The organism is Mitsuokella apri (genome assembly GCF_051886055.1).
Taxonomy (GTDB): Bacteria; Bacillota; Negativicutes; order Selenomonadales; family Selenomonadaceae; genus Mitsuokella.
Genome location: NZ_JBJEXT010000068.1, coordinates 1 through 22,819 on the forward strand (window position 1 = coordinate 1; position 22,819 = coordinate 22,819).

The window sequence follows — 22,819 nt, forward strand, 5'->3', positions numbered from 1 at the left end:
TACGGCCTCAAGAAAGCCCGCAAGGCTTCCCAGTTCTCGAAGCGTTAATCGCCCGCTTTACACGAACACATCAATCCCATCGGCCATTGGCCGGTGGGATTTTTTGTATGCGGGAATCATCTGTAGGGCAGATACAATCTATCTATCAAATGGGATTTCTTATCCATGACCCTGCAGGATCATTGTGTTGCAGCTGCGATATATGACGAAAATAAACACTTGAATGAGAGAACAGAACAATGTATATTAGAATAGACAGAGAATCGAGATGAGGAGTGGCGTGTCTTTTTATGCTGACTTAGACGTTCAGCTAGAGACAGGCCGGATTTTCATGAAGAGGAGCATGTGTGGAAACGTTAATCGATTTGATGAAGCCGCCGGTTTTTGGGCAGCTTCATCGTTTGTTGAAGGATAAGACAACCCGGAAGAATATCATCTGGGCGACGGATACCTATGAGTCCTATGGTACTGGATTCAAAGATACGGAGCAGATCAGGACGGCGGCTTTGATCCGTCATGCGGATCTCATCCAGCCACGTATTGAAAAAACGTTGGAGGCTCAGGCTGCACGCACGCGGAAAAAGGCAGAGGTGTTTACCCCGGCTTGGCTCTGCAATGTGATGAACAATCACCTCGACCGCGAATGGTTCGGTCGAGAGAATGTATTCAACACCGAAAATGCAGACCATACCTGGACCGTCACCGAGGGGAAGATTGTCTTCCCGCCGCAGAAACGGCGCAAGGTGCCGCTCTGGCAGCGCTACGTCGACTCCCGGCGGCTCGAGATCACCTGCGGTGAAGCCCCTTATCTCGTATCGCGCTACGATGCATCGACGGGCGAGCTCATCCTGCCGCTCAAGAGGCGCATCGGCCAGCTCGACCGCAAGCTCCGCATCGTAAACGAGAATACGGAAACATATGCCGACTGGGCCAAGTGGGCTCTTCGCGCCTATGAATCCTGCTACGGTTATGAATACCAGGGCGACAGCCTGCTCATTGCGCGCGTGAATCTGCTGCTGACTTTCCTGGACTATTATCGTGAGCGATGGGGGGAAGAGCCGGATGCGAAGCTTCTCGCAGTCATCGCTGAGCGAATTGCCTGGAACCTCTGGCAGATGGACGGACTCAAGGACACCGTGCCGCTCGGGAAACCCTATGCGCCTGTCGAGGAGATCTCCCTCTTTGACATCCCTGAACATGAGGGACAAGCCTCCATGCCTGTTGCTCTCCCTTGCCGCATCAAGAACTGGCGGCGGCAGAAATACACCTGCTTCCGGGCGCTCAAAACATAACGACTCAAGATTTGCAACGTTATCGCAAAAAATCATCACCCGTTTCGGCTCATCGAGGTACGGGTATTGTGTATTATATGGACTGACGGAGAGGAGCATGACGATGGGCAAGAAAATGTTTGACTATGTGATTGGGAATCCACCGTATCAGGAAGATAAAGCTGATGTAGGACGTCAAGCAAAACCTATTTATAATTTATTCTTTGATTCAATAAAACGTATGGATCCTGCATGCATTTGCCTAATAACCCCATCTCGTTGGTTTGCCGGAGGTATAGGGTTAGATTCATTTCGAAAAGAAATGTTGAATGAACATCATATTAAGACTATAGTAAATTATCCGAATGCGAAAATGGTATTTCCAAACACGAGTATTAGTGGTGGTGTGAATTATTTTGTATGGGATAAAGATTATGATGGGGATTGTAATTTTATAAGCCGATTGCAGGGAAAGGAAAATTCGATGACAAGGAGTCTCTCTGAATTTCCAGTTCTTGTCAGATATAATGATGCGGTAAAGATTATTCGAAAAGTACAAAAAGAAAATGAAGAAACAATGGATTCTATCATTAGTGCTATTAGCCCTTATGGACTAGCAACAAAAGTTCGTGGCGTAGCAAAAAGAGATGTGTCACATACAATTAAATTATATTCTAGTAAAGGGGCTAGTTATATATCAAAAGATATTATCGGTAAAGGTCTAGACACAATTGATACGTATCGTTCAATGATTAGCCAAACTAGTGCAGAACATGCAGGCGAACCATCATCGGATGGAAAGTTTAGGGTTTTGACAAAATCAATGCAAGTGATGAACCCAGGAGAAGTGTGTACTCATTCGTATATTTTTGCAGGTCCTTTTAAGACAGCTACTGAGTCAAAGAATGCAATTCAATATTTACGAACTAAATTTGTTCGATTTTTATTGTTACAAGCACTAACTTCAATACATATTAGTAGGTCGACATTTGTTTTTGTACCAATTCAGAACTTTGAAGAATCATGGGATGATAAACGTCTGATTGAAAAGTATGGTTTAACTTCTAGCGAAGAAAATTATATTGATTCATGTATTAAGGAGATGGCATGATGGCGGCAATCCAGATCAAGACCACGACTAAGGTCACGCCGCAGTGCTATGCTTATACGCTGCCGGGCGTGCCGGCGAATGAGGGCTGGACGAAGATCGGCTTTACGGAGCGCGAGGTGATGACGCGCATCAAGGAGCAGACGCATACGGCTGGCCTCATGCCGAAGCTCTGGTGGCATCTGCGCGCGGCTTATATGACGGAGCCCTATGGGAACTTCACGGATAAGGATTTCCATGCTTATCTGAAGAAGCTCGGCATCGCGCGGCGCGAGGGTACGGAGTGGTTTGAGATTTCCCCGGACGCGGCGAAGGGGGACTATATCGACTTCGCGCAGAATCACGGCGTGGCGGCCGAGGACGAAACGGCGGCCGTCATCCCGTACCGTCTGCGCGAGGAGCAGGAGGCAGCAGTCACGCAGGCGCTCGCGTATTTCCGTATGCATGAGCACGGTGAGTTCCTCTGGAACTGCAAGCCGCGTTTCGGTAAGACGCTTTCTGCCTATGACCTCTCGCGGAGACTTTCTGCAAAGAATGTCCTCATCGTGACGAATCGCCCCGCCATCGCGAATTCGTGGTATCAGGACTATGAGACGTTCTTCGGTCCACAGAGCGGGTATCTTTTCGTAAGCAATGTGGACGGCATCCGGGATCGGCGCTATGTGGTGAGCCGGGAGGATTTCCTGGAGCGGGCTGCGGAGGACGAGGAAGATGTCACAGGCTGCATTGAGTTCGTGAGCCTGCAGGATCTCAAGGGTTCGCTTTATTTTGGCGGGCAGTATGACAAGCTCGCAGAGGTGAGTGCCGAGCATGGGCTGGTCTGGGATCTGCTCATCATCGATGAAGCGCATGAGGGTGTTGATACCTACAAGACGGATACGGCCTTCCAGCATATCGATCGGCGCTATACGCTGCATCTTTCTGGTACGCCGTTCAAGGCACTTGCGAACGATAAGTTCCCGGAGAAGGCCATCTATAACTGGACGTACGCGGATGAGCAGCGGAAGAAGCGCGACTGGGACGACACGAGCGAGCAGGAGAATCCCTATGCGAAGCTGCCAAAGCTATCGCTCTTCACCTATCAGATGTCAGAGTTGGTGCGCGAGAAAGCGGAGCAGGGCATCACGCTCGCCGACCAGGAGCAGGAAGAGTACGCGTTCGACCTGAATGAATTCTTCGCCGTAAATGATTCGGGGAAGTTCCTGCATGATGCAGATGTGGATAAATTCCTCGATGCACTCACGCATCAGGAGAAGTTCCCCTTCTCTACGCCGGAGCTGCGTGCAGAGCTCAAGCATACATTCTGGCTCTTGAACCGTGTCGCGAGTGCGAAGGCTCTTGCAAAAAAACTCCGGTTGCATCCAGTGTTCAAGGATTATGAGATCATCCTCGCGGCGGGAGATGGACGGCTCGATGACGAGCAGGAGACGGAGAAGTCCTTTGACCGCGTGACGCAGGCCATCCGGCAGTACGATAAGACCATCACGCTCTCAGTCGGTCAGCTGACGACAGGCGTGACAATCCCGGAGTGGACGGCCGTGCTCATGCTGTCGAACATGGCTTCCCCTGCGCTCTATATGCAAGCGGCATTCCGCGCGCAGAATCCTTGCCTTTTTGTCGACGCACAGGGGAACTCTTACCGAAAACAGAACGCTTATGTTTTCGATTTCGATCCTGCGCGGACACTGACGATCTTCGAGCAGTTCGCGAACGATCTCATCCCGGAGACGTCCGGCGATAAGGGCGATTTTGACCAGAGGAAAAACCATGTGCGTGAGCTGTTGAACTTCTTCCCGGTTTATGGCGAGGATGACGCGGGTGCGATGATTGAGCTCGACGCAGAGTCGGTGCTCACGATCCCGCGCCATATCCATGCGAAGGAGGTCGTAGAGCGCGGCTTCATGTCGAATTTCCTTTTTGCCAATATTTCCGGCATTTTCGGTGCGCCGCGCGAGATCATCGACGTCATTAACGGTCTACAGGCCATCGAACAGCCGAAGACACTGCGCAAGGTGGATATTGATGAAGATACGGCAGATAATCTGCATCTCAACGATGAGGGTGAGGTGGATATACCGGATGAGCAGGTCATCGGCACTGCTGCAGAAGTTTTCGGGAAGAAAGTCTACGCAGATGTTGACGACCGGCTGACAGAGGCGGTTACGGCTGTACAAGAAGAGCATGAGAAACATCCCAATCCTCAGAAGGAGGAGCTGGAACAGCTCAAGAAGCAGCTCAGTCAGCCAATTGCGGATACGCTCATGGATACTGCGCGTACGCAGTATGGCGCTGACCTCAAGAAATCCACGCAGAAGCGGCTCGAGAAGAAAATCCAGGAGACGACCGATAAGGTGGTGAGCAGTGCGTACGGAGATCATGCCATCCGTGATAACCTGCTCGTGCGGGAGCGCAAAGAGAAAATCGAGGCAGCACAACAGGCAGGTGCCTCGATGCAGGAAATCTCTGATCTTGATGCGGCATATGAGAAAAAGCGCGAGGAGAGCTATCAGCAGATGATGACGAGCATCCAGCAGAAGCTCAGCAGTGAGGAGACCGTCAAACAGGCGGCAGAGACCATCGTCGAGACGGTCGAGAAGGAGAAACTGGAGAAGGAAAAGGACACCATCGAGGGAAATGTCCGCGATCATTTGCGCGGCTTTTCGCGCACGATACCCGCATTCCTTATGGCGTATGGCGATGAAAATACGACGCTTGAAAACTTCGATGAACTCGTCCCGGCAGATGTATTCTGGGAAGTAACGGTGAGCCCGCAGAGCGGCAAGGGCGTCACGCTCGATATGTTCCGCCTGCTGCGCGATGGTGGCGACTACTATGAGAAGGACGAGCATGGCAAAGAGGTTCGCGATGAGGCCCATAAAAAGCATTTTAACGGCCATCTCTTTGATCCCGTGGTCTTTGATGACGCAGTTGCAGAGTTCATGCGGAAACGCAAGGAGCTCGCGAATTATTTCTCCCCAGACACAAAAGGCGATATCTTTGACTATATCCCACCGCAGAAGACGAACCAGATTTTTACGCCGAAGCGCGTGGTACAGGATATGGTGAATCGGCTTGAAAAGGAAAATCCTGGCTGCTTTGATAATCCGGATGCGACGTTTGCCGACCTCTACATGAAGTCCGGCATGTACATCACGGAGATTGTTACTCGGCTCTATCAGAGCAAGCGGATGAAGGCACTATTCCCCGATGATGCAGCGAGGCTGAATCATATTTTTGCTAAGCAGGTCTACGGTTGTGCGCCAACAGAGATTATCTATCGCATCTGCCTGCGCTATATTCTCGGTTTCAGCGAGGATATCTGCATCGAGAATCATAATATCCGTCTATTTGATACTCTGCCATATGCAGAGAAGGGAACACTGAAACAGGAGTTGGCAAAACTCTATCATCTGCAGCAGGATAAATGACATTGTCTGATAGAGGATGAGACAAAGGAGTCGAGTAAGATGTGTAACTTGAGCGAAGGCGTCTATAACAATGGATTTTATGATAGAGCGAAAGAAGATTTGAAAAACCTCATCCAGAGCACGGGCTGGTCCTTGTCTAAGTCAATGGAGATGCTGCGCATCCCACCTGAGGAAAAAGAGCATTACGAGAAAGTGCTGAAGAAGCAGTATTAACAACAGGATACCATCAGCCAATGGCTGGTGGTATTTTTTGCGTCGTTGTCAATTCCCGCGAATCCTAGTAAAATGGAAGTAGAAAGGCAGGTGGGAGCATGAGTTCAGCAGAAGAAGCGCTGTACGGCAATCGCAATGCCGCTTATGACCAGGCGGCGAAGAAGGTGCTGTCCCAGAAGAAGATCCTGGCATTCATCTTGAAGCGCATGGTCGAGGAGTTCAAGGACGAATCAGTACAGGACATCATGACGAAGTACATCGAAGGAACGCCGCTTATCAGTCAGGTGCCGGTGCATCCGGATGAGACGAATCAGGAATATGAGCGCATTCAGGGCAATAATACCGAAGATGGTAGCATCTCGGAGGGAATGGTGCGGTACGACATCCTGTTCCAGGCACTCGTGCCGAAGACGAAAGAGCCCATCATGCTCATCATCAACATCGAGGCGCAGGATAGGGCGAATCCTGGCTATTCCATACTGAAGAGGGCAACGTACTACGCGAGCCGCATGGTATCCTCTCAGCGTGGACGCGACTTCTATGGCAACGACTATGATAAGATCAAGAAAGTCTACACGATCTGGATCTGCATGAACGCGCCGAAGGACATGGGAAACTCCATCAACCGCTATCGGATGACGGAAGAGCGCCTGCATGGGAAATATCGCGCAGAAGAGTGGCAGTACAATCTCTTGAACGTCGTCATGCTGTACCTCGGCAATCGCAAGACACAGGATAGCCTGATCGAGATGCTGCGCATCATCTTCAAGGAGAAAGCACCGGCACTGGTCAAGAAGCAACAGTTGGAAGAAGAATACGGCATCCGTCTGACAGAGGATGAAACGAAGGAGTTGAGTAAGATGTGCAACTTGAGCGAAGGCGTCTATAATGACGGATTTAATAACGGATTTGATAACGGAGTCAATGTCGGTACCTTTAATCGAGCGAAAGAGGATTTGCAAAACCTCATTGAGAGTACGGGCTGGCCTTTAGAGAAGGCGATGCAGGTACTGCGCATCCCTCTCGAGGAGAAAGAACATTACGAGAAGGCGCTGAAGAAGGAGCATTAACAACGGCTATACACGAACACATCAATCCCATCGGTCATTGGCCGGTGGGATTTTTTGGTGTGTTGTCAATCCCTGCGAATCCTAGTAGAATAGAAGTATGTGAAAAGAGATGCGCAACTTGAACGAGGAAAGGATGAGATAACATGGCATTCATGGAGTTAGCCAAGGAAAGATATTCGGTGCGGAAATTCAGCGATAAGCCGATCGAGAAGGAGAAGCTGGACGCGATCCTGGAGGCTGGGCGCATTGCGCCTACGGGGCACAATTATCAGCCATACCGCGTGTATGTGCTGCAGAGTCCGGAGGCCTTGGAGAAGATCCGCGGGCTCACGCGCTGCGCTTTCAATGCGCCGGTGGTGCTGATGGTGACGGTGCGCAAGGACGAGGAGTGGGTGAACCCATTCGAGCACAGCATCCGGGCTGGCGAGCAGGATGCCAGCATCGTGGCGACCCACATGATGTTTGAGGCCTGGGATCTCGGTATCGGGTCCTGCTGGGTGAATTTCTTCCCGGTGTCCAAGACCGCGGATGCCTTTGGCCTGGAACGGAACGAAGTGCCGCTGCTGCTGCTGCCCATCGGCTATGCCGCAGACGGTGTCCAGCCTGCTCCCGCTCACACGCAGCGCAGGAGCAACGAGGAGCTCGTGAAAGTCTTGTAAGATGTCCATGGGCTGGGGTAAGAAAGATTGTAAAGGAAGAATATATCGAGCATGACGGCTTTTATAGAAGATTGGAAGAACAAACAGGAAATCACGGTGGAGGAGCTGGCGAAGCTCGGGCCGGATGAGGCCTGCCTCGTGGACATCCGCGATGAGGTGGCGTTTGAGCGCGGCTCGCTGCCGGGTGCGCAGAACCTCAATCCGCTGGAACTGCAGCAGGGCGGCTATGACCTGCCGGAGGGAAAGCTCATCGTCTGCATCTGCATGTGGGGCAAGATCAGCCTCGGTCTCGCGCAGAATCTCCGCGAGCAGGGGTATGCGGCTGTCTCGCTGCAAGGGGGGTACTCTCTCTGGCTGCAGCGCAAGCTGGAGCGCGAGACGGCTGAAGCGGAGGAGGATGAAGAGCGGCTCAAGCGCATTGAAGGCTCTCTGCGAAAGAAGTACAAGCACAAGATCTCCACGAAATTCGTCGAGGCCATCTGCCGCTTCGACCTCGTGCGCCCTGGCGACAAGATTGCCGTCTGCATCTCGGGCGGCAAGGACTCGATGCTCATGGCGAAGCTCTTCCAGGAGCTCAAGCGCCACAATAAGTTCCCGTTTGAGCTCGTCTTCCTCTGCATGGACCCTGGCTACAATGAGATGAACCGGCGCATCATCGAGGAGAATGCGAAGCTCCTCCATGTGCCGCTGACATTCTTCTCGACGGATATCTTCGAGTCGGTCTTCCACGTGGAGGAGTCGCCGTGCTACCTCTGTGCCAAGATGCGCCGCGGCTATCTCTACCGCAAGGCGCGCGAGCTCGGCTGCAACAAGATCGCGCTCGGCCATCACTTTGACGATGTGATCGAGACGAACCTCATGAGCATGCTCTACTCGGGGGCCATCCGCACGATGATGCCGAAGGTCAAGAGCACGAGCTGTCCGGGCATGGAGCTCATCCGGCCGCTCTACTACATCCACGAGGCGGATATCAAGCGCTGGCGCGATGACAACGGCCTCTACTTCATCCAGTGCGCCTGCAAGTTCACGGAGACGTGCTCGACCTGCCATACGGATGGCACGACAGACTCCAAGCGCCTCGAGGTCAAGAAGCTCATCGCGAAGCTCTCCGAGACGAACAGCCAGGTCCCCGGCAATATCTTCCATGCCCTCGAGAACGTCAATCTCGACACGGTCCTGAAGTACAAGCAGGGAGGCGAGGAACACAGCTTTTTAGAACAATACGATTGAGCAAGAGGATTGATGCGCATGCCGGTTGGGCAGAGATAGAGAGAAAATCGCACCAATCAATGGGAGAAAGTGCCATGAAAATTTTACATATCGGGAAAAAGGGAAATATGGAGCGGTTTTCAGCAAAGGACAGCATCCTGCGGCAGGCCGACTGGGTCGACATGCCGATGGGGTTGCCTGTGGCAGAATACCTGGAGCAGGCTGGCGATGCGGAGTTCATCATCACGGATGCGATCGCGAAGATACCGGGAGAGCTCATCCGCAAGATGCCGCGCCTGAAGTCCATCCATTCAGAGGGTGTGGCGTTCAACACCATCGATCTCGATGCTGCATCGTCGTGCCATGTCCTGGTCTGCCACTCCAAGGGGATGAACGCCATGGCAGTGGCGGAGCAGACGCTGCTGCTCATGATGAGTATGCTGCGCAATATCATACAGAACGACCGCGCTGTCCGCAATGGGTTGCAGATCTCGGTCAAGGAAGCCTATATGCAGGCGGCGAACCTTAAGGAACTGGCCGATTGCCGCATCGGGCTCATCGGCTATGGGGACATCGCCCACTGTGTCGCGAGACTCCTGCGGGCCTATGGGGTCAAGGATATCTTCTACTACAAGCGCCATCTGCTTTCCCATGAGGAAGAAGAGCGGGACGGTGTCCGGTTCATGCCGCTGGATGAACTCCTCTCTAAAAGCGATATCGTCAGCCTGCACCTGCCGGTGACCCCTGAGACTGAGGGCATGGTAGATCACGCGTTCTTTGAGAAGATGCGTCCAGGGAGTTATCTCGTCAATACGTCCCGGGGAGAGCTTGTCGACGATGAGGCGCTCATCGATGCCTTGCGGGCGGGGCATCTCGCCATGGCCGCGTTCGATACGATTGACCATGAGCCCGTGCGGCAAGATCACCCGTTGCTCCATCTGTATGGAGACATGGAGGACCGGGTGATCTTCAGCCCCCATATCGGCGGCATCACTGCCTCGAGTTTCCGGCGCAGTTACCAGATGATCGGGGAGGATATCCAGACAGTCGCCGAGGGGCGCATCCCCATGCGTGCCGTCAATCCTCCGAGAGATGGCCAGATGCGGCCTGAAGGCTGCGGCAAGGGGACTGGGCAGACGGCGACCAAATCGGAAGGATCTGGAGTGGAAGAATCCGAAGTGGACCGCGCCCTGAAGATGATGATGGATGCCGCCCCGATTGGCTGCTACATCTTGCGCCCCAATCACACGCTGCTGTACTGGAACCGTGAGGCGGAGCGCCTTCTCGGCTTTTCGGCGTCGGAGATGGAGGGCAAGCGGTGCGTGGAGATGCCGATCGGGTGTTCGTTCACGAACGGCGATAAGATCCCGAATCACTACTGCCCAGCAATCGTCGCCTATACGACGGGGCAGCCCAAGTCGATGCAGATGTTCATGCGGCACAAGGACGGCAGTGATGTCCTGATCCGCAATACGCTGGTGCCGCTGAAGGATCCGGATGGGAAGGTCCGGGAACTCGTCTCGTTCTTTATCCCGCTGACCGATAAGAGCTATGACCAGGATTTGATCCAGTCCATCTACGAGATGGCGACGCGCGACCCGCTGACGTGCCTTCCGGGGCGGAAGTTCATGGAGGTCTGTCTCGATGAAGCCTTGGAGATATTCCGGCGGACAGGGCAGCCGTTTGCCGTGCTGTTTGCCGATGTCAATAACTTCCACGATATCAACAACACCTATGGCCATGCTGCAGGCGATGCCCTCCTCCGCAGCCTGGGCCTTGCGCTGCGGAAGTACGGCAGGAAGGCTGACAAATTCTGCCGCTGGGGCGGCGATGAATTCGTGGGCCTGCTGCACTTGAAGGGGCCAGAGGAAATCGAGGGGGCTGCGAGACGCTTCATGATGCTGGCGAACAACTGTGAGACCATGGTGGATGGACAGCGGGTATTCTGCCGCTCGTCTATCGGCATCACCGTGGTACGGGAAGGCGACACGGTCCAGTCGCTCGTATCCCGCGCGGACCGCCGCATGTATCAGGCCAAGAAGCGGCCGAAAGACCAGCTGGTCACGGACTGACGGATTGTCTGGATAATCTGGAAGGCCGGAGGGAGCGGGCTGGATAGTGATGTCCAGATCGTGAAAGAAAATCCCTGAGGCAGCAGCGAGATATGGCGAATGGCGAATAAGGCATAAAAAAACCGGCAGGTGCTGTTCCTGCCGGTTTTTTTCATGCCTTATTTCTTGAGCGCGGCCTTGAGCGTCTCCGTCATGGCCTTCTGCACGATGCGAAGGACATCCTCGACGACCGAGTTGTACATGTCGCCGCCATCGACGACACCGCGGCCGTTCTCCGTGAGGAAGAACTTCTTCGGGGGCTCATTCTCTTTATAAGCCTCGTTGAGCTTGTCCTGGACGAGTTTCTCGATTTCCTGTTCCGTCATCCTAGTCACCTCTTTCCATAATAACCTGTATTTATTATTATACGACATCCTGATGGTTTTTTCCTTGTTTTTTTGAAATAAACTTGCAGGAATCTGGCCATTTAGCAAATTTACTTGATTTCTAATTCCTTGCTAAAGTCAACTTAAATCCTCTTCCGTATAGTAGAAGCATCCAGAAAGAACGATTCAGCTGACAGAAAGGCGTTGACAGAAAGGCGTTGATGGATATGAGATGGACACAGCGTAAGATTGTTGCTGGCGTCGTGGCCGGTCTTGTGCTGACGGTGGGAGGCTTTGGCATCCTCTCGGCACAGTCGAAGGACAAGACAGACCTGCGCCCGCGCTACTACATGACACAGAGCGAGCGGACGGATGGCCAGCCGCCAAAGATGACGACCGATGAGGTGGCTAAGCACATCGCCACGTCGTTTGGCGTCGATGCGAAGCAGGTCAAGAGTGCGCTGGACGACCAGAAGGATTTTCGCGATATCGGCCGGGCCGCTATGCTGGCCAAGATCAGCGGTAAATCCTTTGCCGATGTCATGGCACTCAAGACGGATGATAAGGACTGGCGTGACATCGAGTCATCGCTCGGCGTGACGCGCGAGAAAGTAGAGCAGGTGCGCAGCGAGATGACGGCCAAGGACCTGAGCCAGGATGGCAGTATCGATGAGGCAGCGGCGCTGAAGCTCTTGAAAGACGGCTATGAGCCGTGGGATATCTCCTGCGCGGCAATCCTCGCCAAGGAGTCCGGCAAGGACATCCAGTCGGTCCTCAATCTCAAGAAGATCAACAACCGCTGGGGTGATGTAGCAGACCAGCTCGGTGTGGATCGCAGTGCACTGCAGGAATTCCATGGACCCGGCCCACATGGTCTGGGCGATCATCCCGGACCACATCCTGACATGATGGACGATTGAGCCGATTGTGCAGATGCGATGGATTGAGAATTTTTTTCGAGAAAATACTTGACAGCTCGCGCAAAGGCGAGTAAGATAAAGACCATCAACAAGTTAACAGTGTTACACGAAATCATCGAACAGGAAATAGTAGCATAGCCGCTATCCCGACAGCGAGCCGTCGATTGGTGCAAGGTACGGCGCGATATGTTATGTGAATGGTCCTGCGAGAGCCCACCCAAATCCCGTCGATTCCGTCGAGGAACAGGAGAGTAGGCTGGGACGGCCGCCACCGTTAAAGGGCTACGGTATCGGAACCTTTCCCGTACCGGAAATGAGGAATGGCTTTTGTCATTTGGACCGGGTGGCACCGCGAAAATTTTTCGCCCCGCTGAGCAATGAGCTCGGCGGGGCTTTTTGATTGATTTGATTGATTTCTTGACAGGTGCTTTCAAGATGGACGAGTGATTGTGAGGGGTGGAATAATGCTCAAGGCAAAATTATGTGGCATGAAGACGATCGAGGCGGCTCGCGCAGCCGAAACGGCTGGTGCGGATTTCATCGGCTTCATCTTCTGGCGCAAGAGCCACCGCTTCGTCGAGCCGGAGGTGGCTGCCAGCATTGGGGCAGCGCTGCAGAGCGTCAAGACGGTCGGCGTTTTCGTCGACGAGGAGCCTGCGGTGGTCAATGCTATCGCAAAGCAGTGCCATCTCGATTTTGTCCAGTTGCACGGCCATGAGGACGCGGCCTATGCAAAGCAGATGGAAGTCCCCGTCATCAAGGCATACCGTTACGGCGACGGTTTCTCGGCGGAGGCGGCCAATGCGTTCCCCGCCGCGATGATCCTCGTCGACGCCTACCAGGAGGGCGCGGCGGGCGGCACGGGCACGTGCTTCGACTGGCAGAGAGCACAGCGCGAGGTCGCAGCCATCCGGAAGCCCGTGCTGATTGCGGGCGGCATCAGTGAGGCGAACGTCGCCGAGGTCAATGATATCTTCCATCCGTTTGCTGTCGATGTCTCCGGCAGCCTGGAAGTCAACCGTGAGAAGTCAGCCGCGCGCATCGCCGCGTTTATGGCGCAGATAAAAAAGATCAATGGGAGGAATTGAAATTGCGGGATATTTTAGCAGAGATTGTCGAGAAGAAGAAGGATATCGTCGCCAATGCGAAGCGCGAGATGCCACTCGCTGAAGTGAAGCGCTCGCTCGTCAGCGGGACGTTCGCGATGGCGCACCGCTTCCGCAAGCGCGACTGGAACCTCATCGCTGAGTGCAAGCTCCAGAGCCCGGCCAAGGGCCGCCTCTGCCGCCGCTACTCCGTCACGGAGCTCGCGCGGATCTATGAGAAAAGCGGCGCGAGCATGCTCTCCGTGCACACAGACCCTCATTTCCTCGGCTGCAACGAGGATTTCCGCAAGGTCCGCGCAGAGGTCAGCCTGCCGCTCTTGCGCAAGGACTTCATCATCGATGATTACCAGATCTACGAGGCGCGGATGCTCGGCGCCGATGCCGTGCTGCTGATCGCGCGCATCTTGACGCCGGAGACGCTCAAGCGCTTCCTCTACACGGCCTGGAGCCTCGGCATGGATGCGCTCATCGAAGTCCATGACCGCCGGGACATGGAGGCGGCGCTCGCGACGCCGGCGGAATTCATCGGCATCAACAACCGCAACCTCGTCTCGTTCACGACGTCGATCGAGCAGACGATGGAGCTGCTGCCGTATGCGGACAAGAGCCGCACGCTGATCAGCGAGAGCGGCGTCTTCACAGGGGAGGACGCAAGGCGTCTGCGCGCTGCAGGCTGCGATGGCATCCTCGTCGGCGAGGGCCTCGTCCGTGCCGACGATGTCGCCGCACAGACACGCCTGATGGCAAACGCCGGCGAAGAGCAGTTAGATATGGCCTGATTCCCATGCAGGCTGCATTGCATAGAGATAGGATAGCGACAAGAAAGGAAGAACACAGATGAACACGAAAGGCAGATTTGGAAAATTTGGTGGACAGTATGTGCCGGAAATCGTCATGCCGGCACTCAATGAGCTCGAGGCCGCTTATGCCAAGTACAAGGACGACCCGGACTTCCAGAATGAGTTCAAGACGTACCTGCGCGAGTATGCAGGCCGCCCGACGAATCTCTACTACGCCGACAAGCTCACGAAGTACTACGGCCGCGCGAAGATCTTCCTCAAGCGCGAAGATCTCCTGCACACGGGCGCCCACAAGATCAACAATGCGCTCGGCCAGGCCCTGCTCGCGAAGCGCATGGGCAAGAAGCGCATCGTCGCCGAGACGGGTGCCGGTCAGCACGGCGTCGCTTCGGCGACGGTCGCCGCGCTCTTCGGCATGGAGTGCCACGTCTTCATGGGAGCGCTCGATGTCGAGCGCCAGAAACTCAATGTCTTCCGCATGAAGCTGCTCGGCGCGAAGGTCATCCCGGTCTCTTCCGGCACGGGCACGCTCAAGGATGCGACGAGTGAGGCCATCCGCTACTGGGCTACGAATATCACGGATACGCATTACATCATCGGCTCGGCTGTCGGCCCGCATCCGTATCCGACCATCGTGCGCGACTTCCAGAAAGTCATCGGCGAGGAGATCCGCGAGCAGGCTATCGAGAAGATCGGCGGTCTGCCGGATTACCTCCTGGCCTGCGTCGGCGGCGGCAGCAACGCCATCGGCACGTTCTACGACTTCCGCAATGACCCGTCTGTCAAGAAATTCGGCGTTGAGGCGGGCGGCCGCGGCGAGGCGCCGACGGACAATGCCAAGACGCTCTCTGGCGCCGGTGAGCCGGGCATCCTGCACGGTGCGTTCAGCTACCTGCTGCAGGACCCGGACGGCCAGGTCGTCGAGGCGTATTCCATCTCGGCCGGTCTCGATTATCCGGGTGTCGGACCAGAGCATTCCTACTATAAAGATGAAGGGATTGTCAAGTACGTCTCGGTCACGGATCAGGAGGCACTCGATGCCTTCCAGCGTCTCTCGAAGGTCGAGGGCATCATCCCGGCAATGGAGAGCTCGCATGCGCTGGCGTATCTCGACAAGCTCATGCCGCAGACGCACCCGGATGAATCGGTCGTCGTCACGCTCTCGGGCCGCGGCGATAAGGATGTACAGATGGTAGCAAAAGTTCTTGGGGAGGATATTGAGTGATGAGCACGCGTTTGGATAAAAAGATGGCTGAACTCAAGGCAGCCGGCAAAAAGGGAATCTTCATCTATATCACGGCCGGTGCGCCGGACGTCGAGACGACGCTCCGGGCCGTCCGCGAGGCAGAAAAGGCGGGCGCTGATGTCATCGAGCTCGGCCTGCCGTTCTCGGACCCGATGGCGGACGGCCCGGTCATCCAGTCGGCCTCGGTCTGTGCCCTGAAGAATGGCATGACGCTCAAGAAAGAGCTCGAGATCGTGCGCGAGATCCGCAAGTTCTCGGAGATCCCGCTGATCGGCATGGGCTACATCAACAACATGTACCACTACGGCTTCGAGAAGTTTGTCACAGACTTCAAGGCCGCCGGCATGGACGGCATCATCGTGCCGGATGTGCCGCATGAGGAGTCGGGCGAGATGCGCAAGATCTGCGCGGCTCATGACTTCCACCTGGCGGAATTCATCACGCCGGGCACGACGGAGGAGCGCATGACGCAGACGTGCAAGGGCGCGACGGGCTTCATCTACTGTGTCTCGAACAACGGTGTCACGGGTGTCAAGAAGATTGACTACTCGACGATCGGCAAGGTCTGCGAGAAGGCGCGCAAGTTCACGGATACGCCGCTGGCCGTCGGCTTCGGCATCGGCTCGCCGGAGGCGGCTGTCGATGCTGCTGCGCATAGCGATGCGGTCATCGTCGGCAGTGCAGTGGTCAAACGCCTCATGGACGGTAAATTCGATGAGGCGATGGCGTTGATCCGCGCGATGCGCAAAGCACTCGATGAGGCGTACGGCAAGAACGCCTGACACTCTGTCCAGTATCCGATATCCTATGCGTGACATGAGAGGAGCAATCATCATGGAACTCAAACCATCGCGGGAGGCGTTCTGCAAGCTGGCAGCGGAGACGAATCTCATCGCTGTCGCCAAGGAAATCAACATGGATCTCGACACGCCTGTCTCCGTCTACTATAAGCTCGTCGGCGAGAAGAAGGGGTTCATCCTCGAATCCGTCGACACGACGCACCAGCAGTTCGGCCGCTTCTCCTTCATCGGGGCAGAGCCCTTTGCAAGGCTGCAGGTCTTCAAGGACAAGCTCATGATCAATGAGAACGGCCTGATGAAATGCATCGCGGGCGAGCCGGTCAAGACCATCAAAACGTACATGCAGGGCTTTAAGCCGGCCGTCGAGGATGCCTCTTTGCCGCTCGCGAACGGCGGCATGGTCGGCTATCTCAACTACGATATCGTCGCGACGTTCGACCGCGTGCGCGGCATGGAACTCGGCGAAGAGGAACTCTTAGGACAGTTCATGATCTGCCGCGTCCTCGTCGTCTACGATGCGCTGCACAACAGTGCCCGCCTCATCTGCCTGGCCGACACGAAGGGGCGCGATGCCAATGAAGCGTACGATGCCGTGGCCGAGAAGATTGCCAAGGTCGAGGCGCGGCTCGCCGCACCGCTCGCACCGCAGAGCAGTGAGCCGTCGAAGCGCCGCGAGAAGGTCGACTTCCTCAAGCGCTTCGGCAAGGCGCCGGAGGATTTCCTGCAGGCCATCCACAAGGCCAAGGAGCACATCTTTGCCGGTGATATCTTCCAGGTCGTGCCCTCGCGCCAGTTCCGCGAGAAGATCACGAAGCCGTGCTTCCACTTCTACCGCCGCCTGCGCCAGGTCAACCCATCGCCGTACATGTTCTACTTCAACTTCGGCCCGGTAAAGCTCGTCGGCGCCTCGCCAGAGATGCTCGTCAAAGTCGCGGGCGATGCAGTCTACACCTATCCGATTGCCGGTACGCGCCGCCGCGGCCGCGATGCCGCAGAGGATGCGGCCCTTGCCAAGGACCTCAAGGGCGACACGAAGGAATGTGCCGAGCACTCGATGCTCGTCGACCTCGCGCGCAACGACATCGGCCGCATCAGCGAGCCTGGCACGGTCCGCGTGACGAAGCTGCGCCAGGTCGAGTACTTCAGCCATGTCATGCACATGGTCTCGGAAGTCGTCGGCAAGCTCAAGAAGGGCTACACGCCGATGGATGTCCTGCGCGCGACGTTCCCCGCCGGCACCGTCAGCGGTGCGCCGAAGCTCCGCGCGATGGAGATCATCAACGAGCTCGAGCCCGTCAAGCGCAACTCGTACTCGGGCACGGTCGGCTACATGGATTTCTGCGGCAATATGGACATGTGCATCACCCTGCGCACGATGCGCATCGAGAACGACGATACGGCGGTCATCCAGTCGGGGGCCGGCATCGTCGCCGACTCCGTGCCGGAGAAAGAATACCAGGAGATCCTGCAGAAGTCGAAAGCACTGTTTGAAGTAGTGGAGGAGGTCGAGAACGATGTTGTTGCTTTTAGATAATTACGATTCCTTCACCTACAACGTCTATCAGCTCCTGTCGGAACTCGGGGCGGAAGTCGAGGTCATCCGCAACGACCAGACGACGGTACCCGAGGTCGAGGCGAAGCATTACGAGGGCATCGTGATCTCACCGGGCCCCGGTGTGCCGAAGGACGCCGGCATCAGCGAAGACCTCATCCGCGCGCTCGGCGGCAAGGTGCCGATTCTCGGCATCTGCCTCGGCCATCAGGCCATCGGCGAGGTGTTCGGCGGCAAGATCGTGCGGGCGAAAGAGATCATCCACGGCAAGGTCTCGCCAATCCGCCACAATGGCCGCGGTCTCTATGCGGGCCTGCCGCAGGACACGGAGGTCGGCCGCTATCACTCGCTGATCATCGACAGGGCGACGCTGCCCGACTGCCTCGAGGTCACGAGCGAGCTCGCCGACGGTACGATCATGGGCGTGCGGCACAAGGAGATGGACATCGAGGGCATCCAGTTCCATCCGGAGTCCATCCTGACGCCGTCGGGCCGGACGATGATGCAGAACTTCCTCAATCACCTGCGCAAATAAAATTTGCATTGCTAAATTGCTAAGAGAAATCCTTCTTTCGGGAAGGATTTTTCTTGTAGTTCAGAGAATAGTGTAATATCGAAACGGAAATACAGCAATTCGCAGGCGCCTGCGACATGCGGGATAGAGGAGGGACACTTATATGAAGTTCCATTTCACGAACGGCACGATGCGTGCCACAAGCAGCAAGAAGATGACCGCCATCCTGCTTGGGCTGACCCTGGCCCTGGCACCGTATGGCATGACAAATGCAGAGGCAGCAGCACAGAGCGGCACAGAGGCCGCACCGGCTGTCACAGCCGTTGTTCCTCCTGCTGATACGTCCGGCAATGCCAAGACGGCCGTCAAAGAGGACAAAGAGAACAAAGAAGAGGCAACTGCTGTGAAGGATGAGGCGCAGGCCGCTCCTGTCAAAGAAGGTGCCACGAAAGAGGACGTCTCAATCGATGCGAGGAGCTCGCTCGACCAGGCTTTCGACCGCTTGGCAGAGGTCAAGAATGGCACCTATGACATGGATCTCGCCGCTTCGGCGCCGATGGGCAGCACAGGTATGACGAGCCATATCACGTTTGTCTCAGAGCCGTACACGCGCGCAAAGGGCACGATGCAGATCACGTTCACGCTGCCGGGTGCGCCTGTCTTTGAGCGCGAGCTCGCCTACTACATCCGTGAGACGGAGAAGGCGACGGCCTTCTACTGCAAGCTCGGCCACGGCGCTTGGGAGAAATCCGTCACGCCGCGCAAGCCGGCGGACAAGAAGGTCAACGACTTCTGGTCGGAAGCCTTCTCGAACGGCTTCATGGATATCGCGAAGGATGTCGAGTTCGGCGTGCAGGACGGTACCAGCCAGACATACCTCGTGACGGTCGACGGCAAGGCTTTCGGCAAGATGCTCGAGGAGCAGGTCAAGCCGACGGCGAAGGATGAGACGATGCAGAAGACGGTAGCGGAGATCTGCCGCAGCCTGCCGGACTTCACCTACACGGTCACGATCGATACGGAGAAGAACATGCTGACGGATGTCCACGCCAATCTGACCGACCCCATCCGCAAGGCGGCCTCCATCATCGTCAAGCGCCGTGACCTGCCGCGCTCGGAGCGCGATAAGATCCTCAAGGACATCCGGGAGAGCACGGTGGACTTCCACCTGCAGGGCCGCGACTTCAACGCGCTCGAGGATGTGCAGGTGCCGGCCGAGGTCCTGGCAAATGCCAAGGCTACAGAACTGCCGCTTGGCAATTGAGCTATCATCCACTCGCTACAATTGCATACGATTTGCGGGGGAACCACGTGTTGAGAAGGCTGTTGCCTGACCCTTAGAACCTGTTGAGCCAAGACTTGCGTAGGGAGACAAATTCACGAGAAGGAGTTGCCGCTTGGCGTCTCCTTCTTTTTTTACTTTTTAAGGAGGAATCGGATTTGAATCATGAGATGATACAGAAGGAAATCATTGCGGCCGTACGCCGGGCGAAGGAAGACTGCCCGCTCGTGCCGTCCATCACGAACACTGTGACGATTGAGTTGGTCGCCAATGCCCAGCTGGCTGCCGGCGGCTCTGCCGCGATGGTCTACCTGCCGGATGAAGGCGAGGCCATCGCAGCGGCCGGTGAGGCATTCTACATCAATATGGGGACGTTGATGCCCTTCTATGCCGAGACACTGCCGCGCACGGCCAGAGCTCTGCAGGAACATCATCGCCCGTGGGTGCTCGACCCTGTCGGCATCGGCATTGGCGGCCTGCGCAAAGGACTGCTGCAGTGCTTCCGCGCGCTGCCACCGTCTGTCGTGCGCGGCAACGCCTCAGAGATCATCGCGCTTGCAAATCTTTGGGGCCTCGATAGCGGCGTGGCGCGCGACGGCGTGCGCGGTGTCGATGCGACGGACAGCGTCGAGACGGCCCGCCCCGCAGCCGAAGCACTGGCTTCCTTCATCCACGGCGCTGTGGCAGTCTCGGGCGAGCGTGACCTCGTCACCGACGGCTCGCTGACCGTTCGCAGTGAGGGCGGTTCGAAGCTCTTCACGAAGATCACGGGCGCCGGCTGCTCGCTCGGCGGCGTCACGGCCGTCTATCTGGCGGAAGCCTCGCCGTTCATCGCAGCCCTGACCGCCGTCCAGGCCTACAATCTGGCAGGAACCCGGGCGGCGCGCGAGGCGAAAGGACCGGGCAGCTTTACCGCAGCCTTCCTCGATGCCCTCTACGCGGCGACGCCGGAGGAAATCGCAGCCAATCCGTTTGTCGTGCTCTGAGCAGAGCAGGTGATGGATCATTACAGATCGTTGCGGATTGTTATGGATGGAAAGAGGGATTTTTGATGAATACACTCATTGCAGTGGCGATTGCACCGTGCGGGACCGGCGAGGAGATGTCCGCCTATGTCGGGGAAGTTGTCCGCGTCATCCGGGAGTCGGGCCTGCCGAACCGCACGAACTCGATGTTCACGGAGATTGAGGGCGATTGGGATGAAGTCATGGAGGTAGTCAAGCGCGCGACGATGGTCCTGGCCGAGAAAGGCATCCGGACCGAGGTCGTGCTCAAGGCTGACATTCGCCCGGGCTATCATGACATGATGCATGGCAAACTGCAGCGGCTCGAGAAGCGCCTGGCAGAGAACAAGACTTCTGAAAAGGGTGAAGGAGAGGGACAGGAATGAACATGCGCAAGAGACTCGATATATCTGCATATCTCGTAGTGGGGCCGGAGAACACCTTGGGGCGGCCCGTCGGAGACATCATCCGGGCGGCGGTCGAGAATGGCTTCACCTGCCTGCAGATCCGCTCGAAGACGGCTTCGGCCAGACAGCTCATCGCGCTCTGCCGCGAGGCAGCGGCTGTCCTGAAGGCGCTCGGCAAGGATAAAGACGTCGTGCTGCTCGTCGATGACCGTCTCGACGTCGTGCTTGCCGCGCGAGAGGCGGGCATCAAGGTCGACGGCATCCACGTCGGCCAGAGCGATATCCCTGTCGCAGTCTGCCGCAAGTTCCTGGGTCCTGAGGCTGTCATCGGCCTCTCGGCACGCACGAATGAACTGCTCGACTACGTCCGCCAGGCCGACACGCGGGATATCGATTACTTCGGTGCCGGTCCACTGCACGAGACGCCGACGAAGAAGGACTGCGGCCGCGATGCTTCAGGCCATGTCATCACGCGCAGCATCGCAGAGCTCACGGAGCTCCACAAGATCAGCCCCGTGCCGGTTGTCGTCGGCGGCGGCGTCAAGGCGCGCGATCTGCCCAATCTGCGCAAGACGGGCGTAGAGGGCTTCTTTGTCGTCAGCGCCGTGGCCGGAGCCGAGGAACCGGCGGCCGCCGCGCGCGAGCTCGTGGAGACCTGGCGGGCGGCACCGCGCTCGTGATAGCCAATGGAGTATGAAGTTAGAGAGATGAGTGTCGCTCGCGGCACTCATCTTTTTTTTAGGCAGGGCCTATGATAAAATGGATGAGATGAGAAGCGAAACACACAATAGAGAAGAGAGGGATGTATCTTGCGATTGATTGTCGGGATTTCGGGGGCCAGTGGTGTCATCATGGGCTGGTATCTCCTGCGGGCACTGCATGAGATGCCGGAGGTGGAGACGCATCTGATCGTCACCGAGGGGGCGGCGGTGACGTTCCCGTATGAGACGGAGCTCTCACTGGCGGAGGTCTGTGCTCTGGCAGACGTCGTGCACGACAACCGCGATATGGCCGCCTCGATATCGAGTGGCTCGTATGAGACGGACGGCATGATCATCATCCCCTGCAGCATGAAGACGGTGGCCGGTATCGTCAGTGGCTATACGGACGACCTCTTGCTGCGGGCGGCTGATGTCTGCCTCAAGGAAGGGCGCAAGGTCGTCATCGTGCCACGCGAGATGCCGATGAGCCGCATCCATCTGCGCAACATCAAGGAAGCGGCTGACTATGGCTGTGTCGTCGTGCCGCCGGTGCTGACCTTCTACAACGGCGCCGACACGGTCGAGAAGCAGATCCATCACATCATCGGCAAGGTCCTCATGCAGTTCCACCTCCATTCCCGCGACTTCGTACCCTGGCAGGGAAGCGATGCAGCGGGCCATTGAAAAAATTTTTTAAAATAAAGTCAAAAAGTCAGAAAAAGTATTTGACTTTTTGACTTTAATCGCTATAATAGGATATAGAAACAATCAAGTTTCAGAATAATGAAGATAATAAGAGCGATTATGGAGGATACGATTATGGGACAAGAAAAATACACAGCGAAGACGCTGGCGGCCCTGCAATCCGCTCAGCAGATCGCAGCCATGAAATACCATCAGGAGATCACGTCGGCACACGTCCTGCTGGCTCTGGCCAAAGAGCCGGAGGGGCTGCTCGCGACGATCTTTGAAGAGTGCCAGACGGATATGCCGATGCTCAAGGCAAGACTTGAGCAGGAGCTCGCGAAGATCCCGAGCGTCAAGGGGACGGACCGCCTCGGCATGGGCATGGACATGGTCCGCGTGCTCGGC

22 protein-coding genes and 1 other annotated feature are annotated in these 22,819 nt (G+C 56.2%); of the genes, 21 read left to right on the top strand and 1 reads right to left on the bottom strand.

The features are described from left to right. The first annotated feature begins 590 nt into the window (after positions 1–590). From ACI4OH_RS09840 to ACI4OH_RS09875, 8 genes are all read left to right on the top strand, one after another. Positions 591–1,292 (top strand): restriction endonuclease subunit M, encoded by a 702-nt coding sequence (locus ACI4OH_RS09840; protein WP_439784673.1) that lies wholly within the window; start codon positions 591–593, stop codon positions 1,290–1,292. Between the two features lie 103 nt (positions 1,293–1,395). After that, positions 1,396–2,382 (top strand): Eco57I restriction-modification methylase domain-containing protein, encoded by a 987-nt coding sequence (locus ACI4OH_RS09845; protein ID WP_439784674.1) that lies wholly within the window; start codon positions 1,396–1,398, stop codon positions 2,380–2,382. Continuing rightward, a complete protein-coding gene (locus ACI4OH_RS09850) occupies positions 2,379–5,807 on the top strand; it encodes a DEAD/DEAH box helicase family protein (RefSeq protein ID WP_439784675.1) in 3,429 nt (1,142 codons plus the stop codon). The genes ACI4OH_RS09845 and ACI4OH_RS09850 overlap by 4 nt, the downstream gene beginning before the upstream one ends. 39 nt (positions 5,808–5,846) lie before the next feature. Then, entirely contained in the window at positions 5,847–6,020 is a 174-nt protein-coding gene (locus ACI4OH_RS09855) for a hypothetical protein (RefSeq protein ID WP_439784676.1), read from the top strand. A gap of 98 nt (positions 6,021–6,118) precedes the next feature. Then, a complete protein-coding gene (locus tag ACI4OH_RS09860; RefSeq protein WP_439784677.1) occupies positions 6,119–7,090 on the top strand; it encodes a PD-(D/E)XK nuclease family transposase in 972 nt (323 codons plus the stop codon). 143 nt (positions 7,091–7,233) lie between these two features. Next, the gene (locus tag ACI4OH_RS09865) at positions 7,234–7,749 is read left to right on the top strand and encodes a nitroreductase family protein (RefSeq protein ID WP_439784678.1); all 516 of its coding nucleotides are present in this window, start codon (positions 7,234–7,236) and stop codon (positions 7,747–7,749) included. Positions 7,750–7,800: 51 nt separating this feature from the next. Then, positions 7,801–8,979 (top strand): PP-loop family protein, encoded by a 1,179-nt coding sequence (locus ACI4OH_RS09870; protein ID WP_439784679.1) that lies wholly within the window; start codon positions 7,801–7,803, stop codon positions 8,977–8,979. 167 nt (positions 8,980–9,146) lie between these two features. Next, positions 9,147–11,030 carry an NAD(P)-dependent oxidoreductase gene (locus tag ACI4OH_RS09875; protein WP_439784692.1) on the top strand — a complete coding sequence of 628 codons (1,884 nt, stop codon included), beginning with the start codon at positions 9,147–9,149 and terminating at the stop codon, positions 11,028–11,030. A gap of 158 nt (positions 11,031–11,188) precedes the next feature. On the opposite strand, the gene ACI4OH_RS09880 is transcribed toward ACI4OH_RS09875, so the two are convergent. Next, on the bottom strand, positions 11,189–11,395 hold the full coding sequence (locus tag ACI4OH_RS09880; protein ID WP_270380039.1) for a hypothetical protein: 207 nt from the start codon (positions 11,393–11,395) through the stop codon (positions 11,189–11,191). Positions 11,396–11,622: 227 nt separating this feature from the next. Between ACI4OH_RS09880 and ACI4OH_RS09885 the strand changes: the two genes are divergently transcribed. From ACI4OH_RS09885 to ACI4OH_RS09945, 13 genes are all read left to right on the top strand, one after another. Beyond that, on the top strand, positions 11,623–12,315 hold the full coding sequence (locus ACI4OH_RS09885; protein ID WP_439784680.1) for a Tat pathway signal sequence domain protein: 693 nt from the start codon (positions 11,623–11,625) through the stop codon (positions 12,313–12,315). A gap of 106 nt (positions 12,316–12,421) precedes the next feature. Then, positions 12,422–12,688 (top strand) — a binding site (T-box leader). Between the two features lie 91 nt (positions 12,689–12,779). After that, complete coding sequence (locus tag ACI4OH_RS09890) at positions 12,780–13,403, top strand: phosphoribosylanthranilate isomerase (RefSeq protein ID WP_439784681.1); 624 nt, start codon at positions 12,780–12,782, stop codon at positions 13,401–13,403. A gap of 2 nt (positions 13,404–13,405) precedes the next feature. Beyond that, entirely contained in the window at positions 13,406–14,200 is a 795-nt protein-coding gene (gene trpC, locus ACI4OH_RS09895) for an indole-3-glycerol phosphate synthase TrpC (RefSeq protein ID WP_439784682.1), read from the top strand. A gap of 58 nt (positions 14,201–14,258) precedes the next feature. Next, complete coding sequence (gene trpB, locus ACI4OH_RS09900; protein WP_005838909.1) at positions 14,259–15,446, top strand: tryptophan synthase subunit beta; 1,188 nt, start codon at positions 14,259–14,261, stop codon at positions 15,444–15,446. Beyond that, complete coding sequence (gene trpA, locus ACI4OH_RS09905; protein WP_439784683.1) at positions 15,446–16,249, top strand: tryptophan synthase subunit alpha; 804 nt, start codon at positions 15,446–15,448, stop codon at positions 16,247–16,249. Before trpB ends, trpA begins: the two co-directional genes overlap by 1 nt. A gap of 52 nt (positions 16,250–16,301) precedes the next feature. After that, complete coding sequence (gene trpE / locus ACI4OH_RS09910; RefSeq protein WP_439784684.1) at positions 16,302–17,801, top strand: anthranilate synthase component I; 1,500 nt, start codon at positions 16,302–16,304, stop codon at positions 17,799–17,801. Next, positions 17,782–18,354, top strand: coding sequence for an anthranilate synthase component II (locus ACI4OH_RS09915; RefSeq protein ID WP_439784685.1), 573 nt, complete (start codon positions 17,782–17,784; stop codon positions 18,352–18,354). Before trpE ends, ACI4OH_RS09915 begins: the two co-directional genes overlap by 20 nt. Before the next feature lie 142 nt (positions 18,355–18,496). Next, complete coding sequence (locus tag ACI4OH_RS09920) at positions 18,497–19,597, top strand: hypothetical protein (RefSeq protein WP_439784686.1); 1,101 nt, start codon at positions 18,497–18,499, stop codon at positions 19,595–19,597. Between the two features lie 176 nt (positions 19,598–19,773). After that, entirely contained in the window at positions 19,774–20,601 is an 828-nt protein-coding gene (gene thiM / locus ACI4OH_RS09925; protein WP_439784687.1) for a hydroxyethylthiazole kinase, read from the top strand. Positions 20,602–20,666: 65 nt separating this feature from the next. Beyond that, on the top strand, positions 20,667–21,005 hold the full coding sequence (locus ACI4OH_RS09930; protein WP_439784688.1) for an MTH1187 family thiamine-binding protein: 339 nt from the start codon (positions 20,667–20,669) through the stop codon (positions 21,003–21,005). After that, entirely contained in the window at positions 21,002–21,706 is a 705-nt protein-coding gene (locus ACI4OH_RS09935) for a thiamine phosphate synthase (RefSeq protein WP_439784689.1), read from the top strand. Before ACI4OH_RS09930 ends, ACI4OH_RS09935 begins: the two co-directional genes overlap by 4 nt. A 129-nt stretch (positions 21,707–21,835) precedes the next feature. After that, on the top strand, positions 21,836–22,411 hold the full coding sequence (locus tag ACI4OH_RS09940) for a UbiX family flavin prenyltransferase (RefSeq protein WP_439784690.1): 576 nt from the start codon (positions 21,836–21,838) through the stop codon (positions 22,409–22,411). Positions 22,412–22,546: 135 nt separating this feature from the next. Continuing rightward, positions 22,547–22,819, top strand: a 273-nt coding sequence (locus ACI4OH_RS09945; RefSeq protein WP_439784691.1) for a Clp protease N-terminal domain-containing protein, incomplete at its 3' end; no start/stop codon positions are given.

Coding starts and splice junctions, on each gene's coding strand:
- ACI4OH_RS09915 (WP_439784685.1), top strand. CDS start 17,782: ATGTTGTTGCTTTTAGATAATTACGATTCCTTCACCTACAACGTCTAT.
- trpA (WP_439784683.1), top strand. CDS start 15,446: ATGAGCACGCGTTTGGATAAAAAGATGGCTGAACTCAAGGCAGCCGGC.
- ACI4OH_RS09935 (WP_439784689.1), top strand. CDS start 21,002: ATGAACATGCGCAAGAGACTCGATATATCTGCATATCTCGTAGTGGGG.
- ACI4OH_RS09860 (WP_439784677.1), top strand. CDS start 6,119: ATGAGTTCAGCAGAAGAAGCGCTGTACGGCAATCGCAATGCCGCTTAT.
- ACI4OH_RS09920 (WP_439784686.1), top strand. CDS start 18,497: ATGAAGTTCCATTTCACGAACGGCACGATGCGTGCCACAAGCAGCAAG.
- ACI4OH_RS09865 (WP_439784678.1), top strand. CDS start 7,234: ATGGCATTCATGGAGTTAGCCAAGGAAAGATATTCGGTGCGGAAATTC.
- ACI4OH_RS09890 (WP_439784681.1), top strand. CDS start 12,780: ATGCTCAAGGCAAAATTATGTGGCATGAAGACGATCGAGGCGGCTCGC.
- trpB (WP_005838909.1), top strand. CDS start 14,259: ATGAACACGAAAGGCAGATTTGGAAAATTTGGTGGACAGTATGTGCCG.
- trpE (WP_439784684.1), top strand. CDS start 16,302: ATGGAACTCAAACCATCGCGGGAGGCGTTCTGCAAGCTGGCAGCGGAG.
- ACI4OH_RS09855 (WP_439784676.1), top strand. CDS start 5,847: ATGTGTAACTTGAGCGAAGGCGTCTATAACAATGGATTTTATGATAGA.
- ACI4OH_RS09850 (WP_439784675.1), top strand. CDS start 2,379: ATGATGGCGGCAATCCAGATCAAGACCACGACTAAGGTCACGCCGCAG.
- ACI4OH_RS09875 (WP_439784692.1), top strand. CDS start 9,147: ATGGGGTTGCCTGTGGCAGAATACCTGGAGCAGGCTGGCGATGCGGAG.
- ACI4OH_RS09930 (WP_439784688.1), top strand. CDS start 20,667: ATGAATACACTCATTGCAGTGGCGATTGCACCGTGCGGGACCGGCGAG.
- ACI4OH_RS09885 (WP_439784680.1), top strand. CDS start 11,623: ATGAGATGGACACAGCGTAAGATTGTTGCTGGCGTCGTGGCCGGTCTT.
- ACI4OH_RS09880 (WP_270380039.1), bottom strand. CDS start 11,395: ATGACGGAACAGGAAATCGAGAAACTCGTCCAGGACAAGCTCAACGAG.
- ACI4OH_RS09845 (WP_439784674.1), top strand. CDS start 1,396: ATGGGCAAGAAAATGTTTGACTATGTGATTGGGAATCCACCGTATCAG.
- ACI4OH_RS09870 (WP_439784679.1), top strand. CDS start 7,801: ATGACGGCTTTTATAGAAGATTGGAAGAACAAACAGGAAATCACGGTG.